We start from the raw sequence: 17,756 nt of genomic DNA, 5'->3' as shown, positions 1-17,756 counted from the left end.
TAAAGAGATATTGTCATGGATAATTCCACTGATCGGAATGTTGCGAAAGCTGAAGTCGGTGTGGGAGCCGTTTCCCGTCTGTTCGCGGTACTGCGCTGCCTGGGCGAGTGTGATGAAGGCGGCGAGCGGGTCACGCAACTCGCCCAGCGTGTCGGGCTGTCGCAACCCACCACGCACCGCTTGCTGCGCAGCCTGATGGATGAGGGCATGGTCGAGCAGGATCTGCTCAGCAAACGTTACCGGTTGAGCATTGAGTTCTTCGCCTTGGCCGCCAAGGCGGGTAATACCGGCAACCTGCGTGACGTGGTGCGCCCCAGCCTGTTGCGCCTGTCTGCGTCACTGGGTGACTCGCTGTTTCTGCTGGCACGCAGCGGTTTCGATGCGATCTGCCTGGACCGCAGCGAAGGCCCGTACCCGATCCGCACGTTCACCGGCGACATCGGCGGTCGTGTTGCCTTGGGCGTGGGGCAGGGCAGTCTGGCGATTCTCGCGTTTCTGCCCGAGGACGAGCGGGAAACGGTCATTGCCTACAACCTGCCACGGCTCAAGGATTTTCACCTGTACGACGAGGTGTTTCTGCGTTCGGAGGTGGAAAACGTGCGGCGTCTGGGCTACGCCGGGCGAAACACCGGCGCGTTACCGGGCATGGCCGGGCTGGCAGTGCCGATCCTGGACCGCAACGGTCGTGCAGTGGCTGCGCTCAGTGTGGCGACCATCTCCGACCGGCTGGGGCCCGATCGCCTGATGACCGTAGTTGAATTGCTCAAGCGTGAAGCCACGGCCATCAGCGCCAGAATCAACCCGTTCGACCCGTCGCTGCGGCGGCCCAGCCAGGTGTTTGGGCAGGTTGAATAGGCTGCATGCCTGTTCAGCTCCGAAGCGGCTGTCGGTCGTCGTTCGTTACGCCCATCCGCTGCGGCTCAAGCCTTCTGCCTTGAACACCAGCGCCTTCAAGCCGCCCTCAACGCGAGCGTCGGGGAACTCCGGCGGGTTTTCCAGGCGCTGTTCGAAGCGCAGGCAGGGCGCTTCGATTGCAGTGTGCTGAATCAGAAAGTCCGGTCCCAGAGCGGGATCGTTCATGCACGCCAGCACCGAACCGTTCTCGTCCAGCAACTCCGGCAATCGACGCAGGACACGCTGGTAGTCCTTGTCGAGCATGAAACTGCCTTTCTGGAAGGACGGCGGGTCAATGATGATCAGGTCATAAGGGCCGCAACGGGTGACCTTGGCCCAGGACTTGAACAGGTCATGGCCCAGAAAGGTCACGCGGCTTAGGTCCTGATCATTGAGGCGATGATTCTCGCGGCCGCGATTCAATGCAGCGCGGGCCATGTCCAGATTCACTACGTGGTCGGCACCCCCGGCCAGGGCGGCGACCGAGAAGCCGCAGGTGTAAGCGAACAGATTGAGGATGCGCTTGCCCTTGGCCTGAGCCTGCACCCATTCACGGCCGTAGCGCATGTCCAGAAACAGGCCGCTGTTCTGCTTTTTGCCGAAATCGACTTTGTAGCGCAGGCCGTTTTCGGTGATCACCCATTCATCCACGACCTCGCCGGTCAGCCATTGCGTGGTGCTCTGTGGCAGATAGCGGTGTTGCAGCAGCAAGGTGTGAGCCTGACTCTGCTGCCACTGGGGCGTGTCGATCAACGCGTGCAACAGCTGCATCAATGCTGCCAGCTCGGATTCAAGAGGCTCCTTGAACACCGAGACCAGCACCACGCCCTGCATCCAGTCGACGGTGATGTGCTCCAGCCCCGGCCACACACGGCCCCGGCCATGAAACAGGCGGCGGGTTTCATTCGGGACGTTGTTCAACGCGTCGATCAGGTGCTGTTGCAGAATCGCGAGTGCTTCAGGGGTCATGGCGCAGATCGGTCAGGAAAAGCGGCGTATGGTAAACGTATTTCAGCAGATGGGCATCGCAGGGTTCAGCGTGGCATGTATTGACGTTGCCAGCGGTGCGGGATTTTCAGCGAAACCAGCCCCAGCAACGCCGACAGGCTGCCGCTGATCAACAGAGCGTTGAGCCCCAGACGATGCTCGAGTAGCGCGCCTATCACGGCCCCGATGAACATGCCGACCCAGGGGACCAGTTGCACGCGCCAGCCGTCCCGGCGTTCCCCCAGCATCCAGCGACCCAGGCCACGACCGAAGCGCGACAGCGCGCCGGTCACGTAAGTCAGGCCGACCGGCAGCCCGTTGACCTGCTCGACGGCGGCGTTGAGCATGCCCATTGCCAGAATCGCCCAGATCAGTGCGAGCATGTTGCTTTCCAGCGGCCATGCGGCAGCCGCACACAGCAGCGTAGCGATGCCCAGCAGCAAGGGCAGGGCACGTCGCCCGCCAAGGCGCGCAACCACCACGCCCAGCGCGTTGCCGGCAATGAAGGCAAGGATTGCGAGGGTCAGACGCACCGTCACGCTCAGGTCGCCATCACTGATTGCGACTGCAAGCCGGGTGGTGTTGCCGCTCATGAACGAAACGAAATCGCCGGTGGCCATGAAGCCGATGGCATCGGTCATGCCGGCCAGAACCGACAGGCTAGCGACCAGGCCCATGCCGACCCGGCCACGCCATTTCTGCATGTTCAGGTGCCTGGGGCTGACGCTGGAAGTGGCGGGCTGTGGCAGCATCGAAGGCCCTCTGGAGCGAAGAAAGCGCGTCTGAACTCGGGTGCAGCGATTTACAGCGGCTTGGCGCGCACGATCCGCTTGGCCTTGACCTCATCAGCATACGCTTTGAGCTGATCGGCATCGCTGTAAAGACGGTTGACCATCTGCAGCACTGCGGTGACATCCACATCGTTCATTTGTGAGGCGAGTTTGAGAATTTCTTCCGCCGTGTTTTCCAGATTGGTTGCTGTCCCTTTCAGGTGTCGCTTCAGCTCCTGAGTCGACTTATTGAGCGCCATACGTGTTCCTGTGCCAAGACCTTGAATTCCATACCCGGAGCATGGCTTTTTCTGCGATAACAAGCAATCAGGCGTGTGCCCGTGCGTCAGGGTATCGGCCGATGCAGGCTGATCTGCAAGCAGGCTGCTCAATCGTCGCGGGTCAGCACTTCCAGCAGTTCTATTTCGAATGTCAGGTCGGCACCGGGCTTGATGTATGCGCCCATGCTTCTGTCGCCGTAGGCCAGGTGGGCGGGGACGAATAATCTACGCTTGCCGCCGACCTTCATGCCCATCAGGCCCTGGTCCCAGCCCTTGATGACGCGCCCGGTACCGATCACGCATTGGAACGGCTTGCCACGCTCGTGGGAGGAATCGAACACCGTGCCATCTTCCAGGGTTCCGGTGTAATGCGTGGTGATCAGCGCACCCTTTACCGCTGCCTTGCCCTCGCCGGGGTGCAGATCGGTAATCTGTAATTCTTTGCTCATTGCCATGCTTCCGGTTGCAGCGCGCTCTGTGATTGGCGCGAGCGGGCTTTCTCGCAGAAAAGCCGCTTCCTGACAAGCCGGTCAAACAAAAACGGGGGAAGCTTTTGCTTCCCCCGTTTGGTCGAACCCAGTAACTGTCAGAGATTCTGCGAGCTGACCACCATGGCCTGCGCGATGTTCTCTTTCTGCTCTTGAGTGAAGCCGTCCCAGATATTGGTCTTGGCGTAGTAACCCAGGCCAGCCAGGCAATAAAGGCTGAGGGTCAGAACGATGACGATCGAAACAAACGTCCAGCGGCCTTCGTCATCGTTTTCGCGTGTGAAGCTGCGCGAATAGTTGTCCTCTGCGCTGCGGAAGAACAGCGCGGACGACAGACGCTTGAGCCACTGAAACAAATGAACAACAACGATGCGCAGCATGGGTAAATCACCTCAAAGGTTAAGAAAACGGGTTGCCGGGATGCCGTCGAGGGCATCGAATGCAAAAGCTGAAAACGAAAAAAGCCCGTCTATGACGGGCTTTCTTTTTATGATTCTGTTCAGGCGAGCAGTGAAGGGCGACGTTGAATAAGGATCGCGGGAAGCACTGCGTATGCCTGACGTTATGGAAACATTTTAAAACAAATGGATTGGCGCATCTACCCGCGCCATTCTGTTGTCAGACAACTGGTAGTGCCTTGAGGTGTGACAAAACGTCGCCCCATGCTCATTTACTGCTCGGCAAGCAGCATGCTCGTTGGTCAAGTCTTGTAATACTTTCCCAACGTACGAAACATCTATGGGTATTGTACGATCAGCGCCCGTATTGATTTTCAGGACTGTATGAATACCCTCCAGGAGCCTCCGAGTTGTCCTCCTTCCATCGCGTATGGCTGGCCGGTGATCTCACTGTTACCGAGCAGGCCGCTTCATTCGAACGTCTCTCCACTTAACCTCTTGCACTGCATGGATTCCGGCAGACCTTCGCGTTCTGACGCTGCAACGCCATGCCTGACGTTCAGCGATGGCGTCTGGTCTACAGTGACCCATACCAACCCCTGCCATTTTTATCGTGAGGCTGCATAAACCATGGAATGGATCGCTGATCCCACGGCATGGCTTGGCCTGCTGACCCTTATCGTGCTGGAACTGGTGCTGGGCATCGACAACCTGGTGTTCATCGCCATCCTGGCCGACAAACTGCCCCCTGAACAACGCGACAAGGCGCGCGTCATTGGCCTGTCGCTGGCGTTGATCATGCGCCTTGGCCTGCTGGCGAGCATCTCGTGGATGGTGACGCTGACCGAGCCGTTATTCGAGGTGTTCGGCAAGACGTTCTCCGGTCGCGACCTGATCATGCTGTTTGGTGGTGTATTCCTGCTGTTCAAGGCCACCATGGAACTGCACGAGCGCCTGGAAGGGCATGTCGCCCAGCGCGCCGGTAATGCGGGCTATGCGTTGTTCTGGCCTATCGTTGCGCAGATCGTCGTACTGGACGCCGTGTTCTCGCTGGATGCGGTGATTACCGCCGTCGGCATGGTCGAACACCTGTCGGTGATGATGATCGCGGTGATCTTCTCCATCGGCCTGATGATGATTGCCAGCAAGCCGCTGACCAAATTCGTCAACAGCCGCCCGACGGTGATCATGCTGTGTCTGGGCTTCCTGATGATGATCGGTTTCAGCCTGACCGCCGAAGGCCTGGGTTTCCATATTCCCAAGGGCTATCTGTATGCGGCCATCGGCTTCTCGATCCTCATCGAGGTGTTCAACCAGATCGCCCGCAAGCGCAGCAAGAAGTCGGCCCATGGTCACCTGCCGCGCCGCGAGCGTGCGGCTCATGCGGTGATGCGCCTGTTGGGCGGTCGCAAGCTGGAGTCTGGTGACGTCGATGAGGAAATCACCGACATGCTGGATGGTGAAAGCAGCGAGCCGGTGTTTGACCGTCGTGAGCGGGTGATGATCAGCGGCGTACTGCAGCTGGCAGAGCGGCCGATTCGCACGGTGATGACGCCGAGGGCCGAAGTCGACTGTATCGACCTGAACGACAGCGCCGAGAAGATTCGTCTGAAACTGATGCACTCGTCCTACTCGCGTCTGCCGCTGATTGGCGAGCGCGGTATCGATGAGCCGCTGGGCTTCGTGCACAAGAAAGAGCTGTTCAAGGAGTTGTTGTCCGGCAACGAGCCCGACTTGAAACTGATGTCGCGCAAGGCCATCAACCTGCTGGAAAGCTTCACCATCCTCAATGCCCTGGAGCAGATGCGCAAGGAATCGACGCACATCGCCTTTGTGGTCAACGAGTTTGGTGACTTCATCGGCGTGTTGAGCATGACCGACATTCTCGAGTCCATCGCTGGTCAGTTGCCCGACGCCAGCGAAGTGGAAGGTCCGGACATCGTCGAGCAGGGCGAGGACTTCGTGGTATCGGGAGCCTTGAACCTGAGCCTGATTCGCGAGCGCACTGGCTTCCAGGCCAAGGCGACCGAGGATTATCAGACCCTGGCCGGACTGGTCATGAGCCTGCTGGATCGCCTGCCGTCTACCGGCGACAGCCTCAGCTGGCAGGGCTGGAACCTGCACGTCGTCGGCGTGGAAGAGCGTCGAGTGACTCGGGTGTTGCTGCAGAAACAGCCCGATATGGGTTCTGGCAAATAAGCACCGAGCTGTAATACAAGACGGGGCCTGCTCATGCTGAGCAGGCCCCGTTTTCATGTGTGCGTCGCGCTTATTTTCGACGCGGACGCGACACCACGGATTCGATATTCTTGCGGCCAATCAACTTGGGCTGCGCAGGCTCTTTAGCCACCGGCTCATCAGCCAGCCACTTGAACATCACCAGACAATCCACCAGGCCCAATCGGGCATGACGATAAGCCTTGGGCAACCGCCCGACCGTCTCGAAACCCAGCTTGCTCCACAACCCGACCGCCACCTCATTGCTGGCGACCACCGAATTGAACTGCATCGCCAGGAACCCGCTGTCGCGCGCCAGTTGCTGCGAATGCTCGCACATCAACCGCGCCACACCACGACCCCGCGCCGCGTCCGTCACCATATAGCCACAGTTGCACACATGATTGCCCGGACCTGCCGCGTTAGCCTTCAGGTAGTAGCTGCCCAACAGCTGGCCATCTTCCTCGGCAATCAACGTGTGCAAGGGCGCCTTCATCCACAGATCGCGGGCCTGCTCCTGAGTGAGGGCAGGGTCGTAGGCGTAGGTTTCCTGAGCGATGACGACAGCCTGAAAGGTGGGCCAGAAGCGCTCGAAATCTTCCGGGGTCATGGGGCGAATCTGGATCATGGTGAGGCCTTGGTGGGTAGGGCTTGAATTCCGGCGTGTACGTTAGCGTGGGTGTGCTACCACTTCCAGGCTTTTTCGGTGAACTCGGCCGTGGACGGGAGCACGGTGTGGAGAAAGCTCAGGTACTTGTTGAATAGTAACTAGTTTAGGACGACATACGCGCAGACGTCTCGATAATCGACTTGGCTTTGCGAAAAAGTGTGAAATCTGGTTTTATTCTTATAAGCATAAGCACTTTAAATTGGAACGTAGGTTTATATAGCAGTGGTGCGTACACGCCCTTTTTGTTTGTCGAATATAGTCTGTTTGTAGAAAGGGCGCATTAAGGGTGGGCGGCTTTTTGTATGTTAGGGTAATGCCTCGGTTGTTCGTCTCCGATCGACCTACAATATAGTGAATTACTCCTTGTAAAAATGACCTTGCCACCACCCGATTATAAAATTTTTCAACCTTAGCACTGGCAAATCCATAAGCTCGTAGAGTTTTTGCTGTCCGCCAGGTATGGATATCAGTTTGTTTAATAAAATTGACGTTGCTTTCATAGCTTTGGAAGATGGAAATGCATCCCCGTGGCTTAAAAGAAGCATATTCTCCAACGCAAGATCGTAGTTTCGATTGTAATCAATTACCCATCGCATCAAAAGAAACTGATATATGAGCTGATAATGGCTCTCAAGTTCAGCGCTCGCTCCTCCTAAGAATTCACATATAGCCGAAAATTGGGATAACTCTGCTGTTGTGTCAGATTGATACGTCTGTTCAAGTACCATCGACCCAACTGATAAAAAGTTATGCTTGCGTTCAGCTAAGCTAAGGATCGCACGGCAATATAATTCTTTAGTAATCAACCCTTGCTGCAGTAGTACATTCGCTACTATTTGAAGCCAAATACTATCTACAACCTTAAATAGGTTTGCGGAAAACTCTCTCGAATACAAATCCTCAGATATGAACAATGCTTCGCGATCAGTGGCAATGAAATAAGGTGCTATACCGCTAGCGTTGATTTCGATCAGCTTTTCGGTAAGTTCATCTGATGAGCGAGAGAATATGTATTCGACTATTTCACACTTTTCCTGAATTTGCTTAATCGCGTTCAGGACATCGGGATGACCTGAAGTTGAGATGTTTAAGAACCCCGCTTTATCAACAGCCAACAGCTGTAGTGTTTGTATGGCGCTTTGAGCTACGATGACATTGCTAAAAAAAGCTATCATGCCGTCCAAGATTCCTAGCTCAACTGCTATCTTGGCTGCGTAAGTATCTAGGATGACTGGCCTGCCTTGGTAGCTAAGCATCAGCTCCATAGCGCCGAGTCTTTCTTCATGCGTTCCAGCGCAGGTAGTTATCATACCCCCTCTAGATCGAATCAGGTCACACAGGTCGAAGATATTACTCTTACTTAACCCCGATGCAATTTCAAGCGGTATATGCTTTTCAAGTATTTCACCGAATATGGTTTCGTGCCGGTCGGCCTGCCGTTGCATAAACGCTAATAGCGACTCAAAATTATCCTCTCCAACGCGTATCGCCCACAACCCCCCGGCGTCTGGGAACTGGGTTTCGTAGTTTTGACAAATTTGGTGAAAAGCGTGTAGGTAAGGATGCTTTATCTCATCGACCCTCCACACTATATTTCCTTGAGGTTTCTCTTGAATGAACTCATAGCCTACGCCTTTTCCCCAAACGCGCCGTGTATAGAAATCAACTTTTTCCGGAGACAATCCTAATAGGTCTGACGTGTTGGGATTAACTATCTTTTCTATAGGCGTTCCCTCAGAGGGTAAAAGTCGATAGTAACATCCATTGCTAATAACCACCGTACTATCTAAGATTTTATCTTTTTCTACTGTAAGAAAAATGCTGAAAAAGCCCAGCGCCACTGGAGCTGAGTCAGGATTTTCAATTAGGATTTCATACGCATCTGCAAGCGCGTCTGCACCTTTTCCAATGGACGCGCGTAGCTTAGCCACATGTATACGCTGTTCAGGAGTGCCTTCCAAACAACTAGGGTCGTACATGTTGAAGAGTTTTGCAAGCGAAGGCGAGTCGCTGCTTAGCTTGGCAATATCACAAAGCACAACGAACGCAAATAAATCGGTCCCACCGTCACTTAGATATTTCTCTACCAGTGGAACGGCTTGCAGAAAATCGTTCCGTTTGAAATAGAATACCCCCGCAAGCAGCTCGAATCCTTGAGGGTTCGGAATAACATAGCTTTCAAAAAAAGCGACAGCTTCTGCTCTTATCGGGTGTTCGTTGAGAAAACCTAATGCTAGCATGTGTTTCAGTTCGTAATTATCGCTTAAAGCCGGGTGGGATTCGAGTCGTTGGACTATTTCCCGCCATAACGTTAAGAAACGTAGGAGCTTCATGTAATGGAAGAACTCTATAGTCTCTGAGTGTTCGGTCACGCGATCGTGCCCATATGCATGAGCCATTTGGGCGATAATGTTTATTTTGCTTGTAGCAGCGAAGTCAAAGAGCAGCAATCGACCTCGACTGTCTAATTCGCAAGTTGAGAGTAGATTTGCTAGCTGTTCTTTTCCTCGTGCCTTACCTTCGACTGCTCTTGCAATATATACTACAACTTTTGCATGAGTAGCAAACTGATCATCGAATTTTTCTAGATTGTAGTCTTGGGTATCGCTAAGGCTCTTCCAATCTTTTTTTACTAAATTATTTAAAAATCTGAGTTTTCTTGCATTCATTGGGTTCGTGACTTTTAGTACGGCCTGCTCAAATAACTCCGATTCCTGTAAATCAATTAAACTGCGCGCGGTTGTCTCGATAACTTCCTGATCACTTGTTAACTCTTCAAGTACAAAAGTACAGTTCTTTATTAGCGCGTTTACGTCCCCTGTGAGCTTATAAAGAATCAGCAGGTTTTGAATGTTCTGAAGGTCGCTAGCGTTAGCGACCCTATCGCTTGACTTGAATTGCTGCCACTCGGCATCGATGTACTGCGCGGCAAGTTTTAGCTCTTCAACCTCATCTTTTGTGAATGTGAAACCATTAGCGCTTTGACGATTCTCCACGTAGTGATGAAGAATGTCGTTAGCTATGAGGTTTTTAACCTGCATATCATCTGGATATTCATCAAGAAACTTTTTGGCCGTATCTCGCCAGCCCTCAACCTTTCGTGAAGCCAATAAATGGATATGTGCAATACGAACGTTCTGGCTCAACTGAACCCGCTCGCTAAATTCTCTAAATGGATCTTTAAATACGCAATGGTTATGATATTTTATGCGAGTAGCCTGTAATATGTATCCTGCTAAAAGCTCATTATCAGGATATTCAATAATTTTTTCTTTTCCATACTCTAGCGCTTTATCGCAATCATCTTGAAGTATATATGCTAGCGCTTTATTGGCGATTGCGCGCTTATCTTCGGGAGCATATGTGCAAGCTTCTAGGAGAAGGTTTGAAGCCTTTGCAATATTGCCTAGCTGGTAGTGGCAGATGGCAATGTTAGCTTTAATTCGAAACTTTAGGAGGCTGCTGAGTTTTTCAATTTGGTCAGTGAGGAGTTTTTCAAATGACTTCAAGGCAAGGTTAACTGCTCCGGAATTCATTTGCTCCCGATAGTGGTCTATTTGACGATCAAATTCGGTGTGAAGATCTCCCTCCACGCCTTTCGCTAATACTGCGTACTGTGTCGTGTTTGATTTATTGACTGCCTCAATAATCGATTCGAGGTCATTAATAGTTACCTGCCCTGTATTCGGGCCATTTATAGCAACACTTGAGCCTCGTGCCGAAACGCTTGTATCGGTCACTTTCCCTGTTAAGCGTTTGTAGAAGTCCCTGAGACTCACGATTACTTCTCTATTTTATGATTTATTGTAATATTGCCTGTATTTTTACCATTAACGGCAGCTGAGCCACCGTCTGCTTTTACGTTCACATTTCGTTTTTTTACGAATTTAAAGCTTATAATAACTACCAAACATAACAGCACCGCACCAGCAAGGATCAGTTCGGGATTTTCAGCTAAGGAAAAACTCATTCCAGTGCGCCTCCAGGCGTTGTTCGGATCTCAATCGTACCCGAGAGAATAGCTATCTGCCACGTAATATCGATGAGACGCCGCATCCCCTACGTCATAGAGATCTTAGACGCTTTCCCCAGTTAGCTTGGGATGTGTGTGCGATACGTCCGTACAAGCGCTAGGCGACCCTAATCCAGCGAGGCACATAGGCACCACCCAGCTGCCCATTCCTGTCTCTTGAGCCTCGCGGTTCGCTATTCTCCTCTCACTGATAAGCCAGTATTCAGTCATGCACGTTGGGCACGCACCTACTTACGGAGCCATTTGTGGGGTGCGATTGTTCACATTAAACTTAGAGTGATTGTATGCCCGGGCGACAGGCTGAGCCCTTAGTGAATGACCATCAGGCTCTCGTACGATATGGAGCCATGACTTAATGACTGGCGTTCCATTCGTGTCTCAAATGCTGCCATCCTGTTTCTGCTACGCCGAGATAATAAGCAAACGTCAATCGAAGAAAAATGAGTCATCAGAAAACTTGAGAAACTGCTGCCCCAGAGCCTTTCCTTCGATCTGAATGAAGTCCTCGTTGGCTGGTTTCGTCTTGATGCCGTAGGCGAAATGAAGGAATGGAAGACGTCCCCTTGCTCTGCGAAAAAAACCGAAGCTCTATGCAGCCACGGCCGTAAATTTACTACTCCGATTTCTTAAATGACGGGTGGTAGGGGAGGATAAGTATCGAAGCACCCATGGCACTTTCGCGTTCTTTTGCGGTGCCTGTGCGGCGATCTTGAGAAAGTCGCCTGTGTCTGTAGTTCGGAGCCTACGATTTTTTCAGATTTATCCAGCTTAGGTTGTCAGCCGCTGGCCTCCTATCAAGGTTCAGAATGATTGACACTGTTGCATCAGGATCTGCTCAGCGGGTTGCGACCTCAGCCGTTGATCGCGACACCGCCTCTCGCTTTTTCCAAGGAGATTCAAATGTTGATGGACCTCGCAGCAATGTTTTCGCCACAAAATCGGCGTCTGTTCAAATTTAGAAATCTTGCCAATCCTACGCAGGACCTTTTGCTGGAGTCTTTCAGCGGAACGGAGGGGCTTTCGTACGCCTATAGCTTCGAGCTAACGCTGCTATGCCAAGATTCCGGGATCAAGCTTAAGTCGATGATGGGTCAACACTCAGTTATTGAGATCGAGCTGGCCGATGGATCCGCACGTCATATCGCCGGTTACATCACGCGCTTTGCCAGTATTGGCAGCGATGGTGGTATCGCTCGTTACACCGCGACGCTGAACCCTTGGTTTTCAATGCTTGAAAACCGTTTCGATAGCAGAATATTTCAGGACAAGACGGTAGAGGAGGTCGTTGCTCAGGTTTTTGCGTCATGCTCTGCCTATTCGCGCCATGAGTTTCGCCTCAGCAAACCGGCAAAACGCTATGGCTACATCACTCAGTATCGAGAGTCAGACTTTAATTTTGTCCAGCGTTTGCTCGAACAAGAGGGGATGTTCTATTATTTTGAACATACCTCAGAAGATCACACGATGATCATCTGCGATGACTCTACTAGGCTGGAGTCGTTGCCTAACCAACCGAAGATTCGCTTCCACACTGCGTCAGTTACTGAGACCGCTGATTCAATAACTGATTGGCAGAGTAGTCGTCAGCTTCAGGCCTCCAGAATATCAGTCCAGACTTTTGACTATTCTCAACCGCGCAATCGTCTGCCCGTGACAATTAACAGTATGAATATGCAGGGCGATGTAGAAAATTTCGAGATTTACGACTATCCAGGTCAGTTCAGTCATAGCACCTATGACGAAGGTGGAGCTTTATTACGCTTGCGAGTCGAAGCGCTTGAGCTTAGAGGTAAAACTTTTCAAGGCTCCAGTAATTGCCGAGCTATGCGGCCCGGTTATACATTTGAACTGTTGCAGCATTATAATCACGACTATGGTCCAGCAGAAGATAGGCAATTTCTGCTCATGAGCGTCCGTAGTGAAGGTCATAATAATTACTCAAATGGTCAGCCAGCGAGCTATTTCAATACATTTTCTTGCGTTAGAAGAAAAATTGTTTTTCGCCCACAATCCGTTACGCCACGCCCGACTATTTGCGGACCGCAGACAGCCATAGTCGTGGGGGCACCGGGAGAAGAGATATTCACCGATAGTCTCGGCCGAATAAAAGTTCAGTTTCACTGGGATCGAGAGGGCAATCAAGACGATAAGAGCTCTTGCTGGGTCCGTGTGGCTCAGTCCGGTGCAAGCAGCGGTTTCGGTAGCATTCAGATTCCTCGGGTTGACGATGAGGTAGTTGTAGTCTTTCTTGATGGAAATCCAGATAGGCCTTTGGTTATGGGAAGCTTATATAACAGCCGTAACATCCCACCATGGTCTTTGCCGGCAAACAAGACGCAAAGCGGGTTCCTTACACGCTCAATCAAAGGCCAGGCCTCTAACGCCAATTTTTTCCGTTTTGAGGATAAACCAGGAGCCGAGCAAGTTAGTCTGCATGCTGAGCGCAATTTGGATACTGATGTTGAAGTAGACGAAAGCCATACTGTTGGAGGCGATCGGACAATCACGGTCAAAGGAAAGCACTCAGAAACTATCAAGTTAGAGACAAGCATCGCTGTTGAGGAAGGATCGTACTTTGTTACTGTAGACAAAGGAGAGGTGAAAATAAAGTCTGCTGAGTCGATTACACTTGAAGTGGGGGCTAGCAAACTGGTAATGAACAAGGATGGGACGATTATCCTCTCGGGCATCACCGTGAACGTGGAAGGCACGACGAAGATTAACCTCAATAAAGACCAGTGAGTTCATTAATTAGCTGCCGGACAAGGAATAGCCTAATGCAAAGAACAAGTATATTCGATCGTATCTCCGAAGCCCGTATTCGTGAGCAGGAGCGTTTGGAGGAGGAGCGTTTGGCGCAAGCGATTGTTGATGCCATTCCAGTGCCTGAACGATTTCATACAAATGAGCTAACTTTTATTCGCCCTCAGGGTTTTAAGGATAAGACATTTCATGTGTTTACGCTTACAGACATTGGGCCCAGCCCGCTATCTGTGGTGATAGGGCGCACCCCTGTTGAGGGTGATAAACAACTGGAAGATTTATCTCAACTGCTAATAGCTGATCTGAAAAAAGCGCTTTCGCATCTGGAGTGGATCGAACACCTTGTTCCCGTGGAGGTGGCTGGGGTGGAGGGAAGGCGTGCTGAGTTCAGGTGGCGGCAGCAGGGAACCCCCGTACATCAGGTCCAATTTATTTTTCTGCATCACGATGAACACCGACATCCAGTTCTTATTCAGGTAACCGGAACTAGTAACCATCCTGGCGGTATGACTATTGAAGAAAAGACCGCGTTTTATCTGTTGGTAGACACCCTGGAGTTGCGGTCGTATCCAGACTTGGATCAGGCAGTAGATCGGGTATGAGCGCCGCAGCTCGCGTTAATGATCCAATTGAGCACACAGGCTCGCTGACAGGACTGCTTGCTGGGCTTGCGATTGGCGCAATTGGTGCGGCGTTGGTTGTCGGGACAGGCGGCTTGGCTGCCGTAGCTATAGTAGGTGCGTCTGCTGCGACGGGGGCTGGTGTAGGCCAACTGATCGGAAGCCTATCGTGCTGCAATCACCAAACTGGCCAAATTGTAAGTGGCTCGAGTAATGTGTATATCAATGGTGAGCCTGCGGCCAGAGCACACGCTGATCAGGCAAAATGCGATGAGCGTAGTTCCAGGCCACAGGTTATAGCTCAAGGTAGTAGCAATGTCTACATCAATGGCCATCCTGCCGCCCGAGTCGGAGATCGTACTGCATGTGATGCCAAGATTGTAGTTGGCTCGAGTAACGTATTTATTGGAGGAGGAACTGAGACTACTGATCCTATCAATCCTGAAGTTCCTGAGTTGTTAGAGAGAAGTATTTTGCTTGTTGGATTGGCTAGTGCGGTTGTCCTCGCAAGTCCTGTTATTGTAATCGCTGGGTTAGTCGGAGGTATTGCTGGAGGCACTGTCGGAAGTATGGGCGGGGCGCAGTTATTTGGCGAGGGGACTGATGGACAAAAATTAATGGCATTCGGCGGTGCTTTATTGGGCGGGGGACTGGGTGCAAAAGGAGGCAAGTGGTTTGACACGCGCTATGACATAAAAGTACAAGGTGTGGGGTCAAATTTAGGCAATTTAAAAATCACTCCGAAAGGGGCTGCAAAGGTCTCAAATATTGCGGAGTCCGAAGCTGCTCTTGGTCGTGCATCACAGGCCAGAGCCGACCTTCCGCAAAGTAAAGAGTTGAAGGTAAAAACTGTTTCATCTAATGATAAGAAAACATTAAGTGGTTGGGGTAATAAAAAGCCCGAAGGTTATGAGAGGATTTCTGCGGAGCAGGTCAAGGCTAAGTCTGAAGAAATTGGGCATGAGGTGAAATCACACCCATACGACAGAGATTACAAAGGGCAGTACTTTTCATCTCATGCAGAGAAACAGATGTCAATCGCAAGCCCAAATCATCCTTTAGGTGTTTCGAAGCCTATGTGTACTGATTGTCAGGGGTACTTTTCTCAGCTGGCTAAGTATAGTAAGGTTGAGCAGACAGTAGCAGATCCTAAAGCGATACGTATTTTTAAGACCGATGGTTCTGTCGAAACAATTATGAGGTCGGAATGAATAACAAAAGTAAAGTATTGATTGAAAAGCTTCTACTTGAAGTTGCAAAGTCGCCTGAGGGTGAGTTGATACTTCCTCTCAGAAAGCTTTTATGGAATACCATTACTGAAGATGAAGCAGCGGCTAAGAAGAAAGTTATCTTGACTGCTTTAGATGTAATGTGCGTTAGGCAGGGTGTGAATTTTTGGATAAAGAAATTCGGAGATAACGAGCCGTTAAATTATATTCTAAATATTGCTCTTGAAGCTGCTGAGGGGAAGTTTGATGAGTCTAAAGCACTTGGCTTCAGGGACGAGTTCTATGTTTCAATAGTTGAAGATCAAGAGTACGAAGTAGAAGAGTATCCGGCAATGTTTGTTGGGCATGCTGCTGCTAATACAATTGCAACAGCTGTTGATGATTTTCAATTTGAGCCATACGACCACCGCGTAGATCGCGACTTGGATCCCGAAGGATTCGAGTCAAGCTATCTTGTCGCGTCAGCTTTTGCAGGCGGATTGTCTGAGGATGGAGATCCAAAATTACGCCGTGCGTTTTGGGAATGGTACCTGTCTATTGCTGTGCCGCAAGTTGTGTGAGTTCATTAAATAACGCTTTGGCCCTGAAACCTGAATCTCTGCATGCTGCTTATGGATGTGGAGGTTTGATGGCGGTGACCAAGGATTGAAATCCTGAAGGACCTCGCATGCTCAATCTGGATTGGCTCAGCGACCACATGCACCACAGCGACACGATGGCGCTGTGGCTCCATCGACAGTTCGATTACGAGTTTGCATCGCAATCACTCGCTGACTGGCAACTCGACTTTTCTCAAGGACAGGCAAATGGTCATTGGAAGTGCCTGATTGCCATGGAGGATGGTGAGTTGCTGGGCGGTGCATCGCTGGCCAGCGACGATCTGGCCGAGCATCCGGATCTGGGGCCTTGGCTGGCGTGTGTTCTGGTAAAACCGGAAGCGCGAGGCCGGGGCGTTGCAGGACAGTTGATCGATGGCATTTGTAGTCATGCAAGGGCTGTCGGTATCTCTAAGTTGTATCTGCATACCCATGATCAGCACAGGTTTTACGCCAAGCGCGGTTGGCGGGTGTTGGGGCGTGGGGCAAGGAGCATTATCTGATGTCGCAGGATCTTTAGAGGTCCTGTGTTGCATTGGCATTTGGAGCGCTCATAGGTACAGGGATGAGTCTTGCGTTCAGGGTGACGCGGAGCGTCACGAACTGCATTCCCACGCGGAGCGTGGGGACGATAATCATTGCTCGAAACTCCGTTTTCTTGCTGAAGAAATACTCAGCGTTAGCCTTGTTTGTCAGTCGACCAACTGCACCAGACTCGGCTCAATCGCATCCGGACTCACCTCAATAACCGCCAGCGTCACCGGCAGTTTGAAACGCCGCCGTCCGGCGCTGCCCGGATTCAGATACAGCGTGTCGCCGCGCCAGTCGATGAGGGGTTTGTGTGAATGGCCGGTAACGACCAGTTTCACGCTGTCATCCAATAACGCTGGAACATCGGCGATGTCGTGGACCAGCAGGACCTGCCAGCCGTCGATGTCGAAGCGCAGGTGATCGGCGATGGGTTTTGCCCAGTCTGCATCCATGTCGTTGTTGCCGCGCACGATGTGCAGCGGGGCGATGGCGGTCAGTTGCTCGATCATGTCCTGGTTGCCGATGTCACCGGCATGGATGATCTGTGCGCAGCCCTGTAGCGCAGCGATGGCTTCAGGACGGAGCAGTCCGTGGGTGTCGGAAATCACACCAACTTTCATACGGGGCCTCGGGTCGGGGGCAGGGTAGAAGCGCAGTGTAACGCGTTGCGCTTCTACGGCGAGTTACAGGATGCGCGTTATTGGCCGCACCCAAGCGCCAATACCAGCCGCTCCAGCCCGATGCCAAACCCGGCACCCTCTCGATAGGCGCCGCCGCCAACTACTTGCTGCTGCGCGCCCAAGCGTGAACACCGTACCTCGAAGCCGTTGCCTTCCAGGTAGTAGCTCAGGCCCCGTTTCACGGCGGTATTGAGTTCATAGTCCAGGCCCAGCGAATCCAGAAAACCGGTGCAGATGGCCTGGCTGCGCAGCAATGCCTGCTGCGGTGAAGTGCTGAGGATTTCCAGCCCCAGTTGGGTGAATTCGCGGTAGCGTCCGGCTTGTGGCCGCTCGTAGCGATAACAGCGTGCCACGTAGAAAAACAGTGCCTCGCGTCGCCCCTCAAGCAGCGCTTCGCTGCGTTCCTGAAACAGCGCTGTGGCTTCGGGTATCAGGCAACAGGCTCGTCCGGCCTTGTCCTCGAAGGCCCACATCTGGCCGATAATTTCGCTGCCGCCGGCTTTTTCGATAAAGGTGTCCTGGCCCCATAAGGCCGGCACTATCGCTTCCTCAGCTCCGGCTTCGATGAAGATAGCTCCGGAAACGGTTTTCTGTGTCAC

Annotated in this window: 17 protein-coding genes; 7 read left to right on the top strand and 10 right to left on the bottom strand. The window is 52.2% G+C overall.

Going from position 1 to position 17,756, the window contains the following annotated elements; translation table 11 throughout:
* Positions 1 to 15: 15 nt before the first annotated feature.
* Positions 16 to 855: an IclR family transcriptional regulator gene (locus tag ACW55A_RS06000; protein WP_455809055.1), complete on the top strand. Its 840-nt coding sequence runs from the start codon at positions 16 to 18 to the stop codon at positions 853 to 855.
* A 45-nt stretch (positions 856 to 900) separates the two neighbouring features.
* Here the strand turns inward: ACW55A_RS06000 and ACW55A_RS05995 are convergent, their stop codons facing one another.
* The 5 genes from ACW55A_RS05995 to ACW55A_RS05975 form a co-directional block, all read right to left on the bottom strand.
* Complete coding sequence (locus ACW55A_RS05995) at positions 901 to 1,863, bottom strand: class I SAM-dependent methyltransferase (RefSeq protein ID WP_044310560.1); 963 nt, start codon at positions 1,861 to 1,863, stop codon at positions 901 to 903.
* Positions 1,864 to 1,928: 65 nt separating this feature from the next.
* Positions 1,929 to 2,633 carry a YoaK family protein gene (locus tag ACW55A_RS05990; RefSeq protein WP_032609373.1) on the bottom strand — a complete coding sequence of 235 codons (705 nt, stop codon included), beginning with the start codon at positions 2,631 to 2,633 and terminating at the stop codon, positions 1,929 to 1,931.
* A gap of 50 nt (positions 2,634 to 2,683) precedes the next feature.
* Complete coding sequence (locus tag ACW55A_RS05985) at positions 2,684 to 3,043, bottom strand: hypothetical protein (RefSeq protein ID WP_498810667.1); 360 nt, start codon at positions 3,041 to 3,043, stop codon at positions 2,684 to 2,686.
* Positions 3,040 to 3,381 carry an FKBP-type peptidyl-prolyl cis-trans isomerase gene (locus tag ACW55A_RS05980; RefSeq protein ID WP_003367319.1) on the bottom strand — a complete coding sequence of 114 codons (342 nt, stop codon included), beginning with the start codon at positions 3,379 to 3,381 and terminating at the stop codon, positions 3,040 to 3,042. The genes ACW55A_RS05985 and ACW55A_RS05980 overlap by 4 nt, the downstream gene beginning before the upstream one ends.
* A gap of 137 nt (positions 3,382 to 3,518) precedes the next feature.
* Positions 3,519 to 3,800: a hypothetical protein gene (locus ACW55A_RS05975; protein ID WP_002553776.1), complete on the bottom strand. Its 282-nt coding sequence runs from the start codon at positions 3,798 to 3,800 to the stop codon at positions 3,519 to 3,521.
* Positions 3,801 to 4,448: 648 nt separating this feature from the next.
* Between ACW55A_RS05975 and ACW55A_RS05970 the strand changes: the two genes are divergently transcribed.
* Positions 4,449 to 6,017, top strand: coding sequence for a TerC family protein (locus ACW55A_RS05970; RefSeq protein WP_003367323.1), 1,569 nt, complete (start codon positions 4,449 to 4,451; stop codon positions 6,015 to 6,017).
* 70 nt (positions 6,018 to 6,087) lie between these two features.
* Here the strand turns inward: ACW55A_RS05970 and ACW55A_RS05965 are convergent, their stop codons facing one another.
* The 3 genes from ACW55A_RS05965 to ACW55A_RS05955 all read right to left on the bottom strand — a co-directional run bounded on the left by ACW55A_RS05965 (position 6,088) and on the right by ACW55A_RS05955 (position 10,675).
* Positions 6,088 to 6,663 (bottom strand): GNAT family N-acetyltransferase, encoded by a 576-nt coding sequence (locus tag ACW55A_RS05965; RefSeq protein ID WP_003367325.1) that lies wholly within the window; start codon positions 6,661 to 6,663, stop codon positions 6,088 to 6,090.
* A 398-nt stretch (positions 6,664 to 7,061) separates the two neighbouring features.
* The gene (locus tag ACW55A_RS05960; RefSeq protein ID WP_122265719.1) at positions 7,062 to 10,484 is read right to left on the bottom strand and encodes a tetratricopeptide repeat protein; all 3,423 of its coding nucleotides are present in this window, start codon (positions 10,482 to 10,484) and stop codon (positions 7,062 to 7,064) included.
* 2 nt (positions 10,485 to 10,486) lie between these two features.
* Positions 10,487 to 10,675, bottom strand: coding sequence for a hypothetical protein (locus ACW55A_RS05955; RefSeq protein WP_134816189.1), 189 nt, complete (start codon positions 10,673 to 10,675; stop codon positions 10,487 to 10,489).
* 963 nt (positions 10,676 to 11,638) lie between these two features.
* Here ACW55A_RS05955 and ACW55A_RS05950 point away from each other — a divergent pair.
* The 5 genes from ACW55A_RS05950 (at position 11,639) to ACW55A_RS05930 (ending at position 16,449) form a co-directional block, all read left to right on the top strand.
* Positions 11,639 to 13,480: a type VI secretion system Vgr family protein gene (locus ACW55A_RS05950; RefSeq protein WP_122265718.1), complete on the top strand. Its 1,842-nt coding sequence runs from the start codon at positions 11,639 to 11,641 to the stop codon at positions 13,478 to 13,480.
* 35 nt (positions 13,481 to 13,515) lie between these two features.
* The gene (locus ACW55A_RS05945; RefSeq protein ID WP_122265717.1) at positions 13,516 to 14,103 is read left to right on the top strand and encodes a DcrB-related protein; all 588 of its coding nucleotides are present in this window, start codon (positions 13,516 to 13,518) and stop codon (positions 14,101 to 14,103) included.
* Positions 14,100 to 15,332 (top strand): PAAR domain-containing protein, encoded by a 1,233-nt coding sequence (locus ACW55A_RS05940; protein ID WP_455809050.1) that lies wholly within the window; start codon positions 14,100 to 14,102, stop codon positions 15,330 to 15,332. The genes ACW55A_RS05945 and ACW55A_RS05940 overlap by 4 nt, the downstream gene beginning before the upstream one ends.
* Complete coding sequence (locus tag ACW55A_RS05935; protein ID WP_122265715.1) at positions 15,329 to 15,910, top strand: Imm5 family immunity protein; 582 nt, start codon at positions 15,329 to 15,331, stop codon at positions 15,908 to 15,910. Before ACW55A_RS05940 ends, ACW55A_RS05935 begins: the two co-directional genes overlap by 4 nt.
* 107 nt (positions 15,911 to 16,017) lie before the next feature.
* Complete coding sequence (locus ACW55A_RS05930) at positions 16,018 to 16,449, top strand: GNAT family N-acetyltransferase (protein WP_498810668.1); 432 nt, start codon at positions 16,018 to 16,020, stop codon at positions 16,447 to 16,449.
* A 189-nt stretch (positions 16,450 to 16,638) separates the two neighbouring features.
* Here ACW55A_RS05930 and ACW55A_RS05925 read toward each other — a convergent pair whose 3' ends face one another.
* Both ACW55A_RS05925 and ACW55A_RS05920 read right to left on the bottom strand, forming a co-directional pair.
* Positions 16,639 to 17,097, bottom strand: coding sequence for a metallophosphoesterase family protein (locus ACW55A_RS05925; RefSeq protein WP_455809048.1), 459 nt, complete (start codon positions 17,095 to 17,097; stop codon positions 16,639 to 16,641).
* 77 nt (positions 17,098 to 17,174) lie between these two features.
* Positions 17,175 to 17,756 carry an ATP phosphoribosyltransferase regulatory subunit gene (locus ACW55A_RS05920; RefSeq protein ID WP_455809047.1) on the bottom strand — a complete coding sequence of 194 codons (582 nt, stop codon included), beginning with the start codon at positions 17,754 to 17,756 and terminating at the stop codon, positions 17,175 to 17,177.

It is taken from the genome of Plantibacter cousiniae (nom. nud.) (assembly GCF_977070315.1).
The sequence above is the reverse complement of the archived record's forward strand: the minus strand, read 5'-3'. Positions and strand labels throughout refer to the sequence as shown.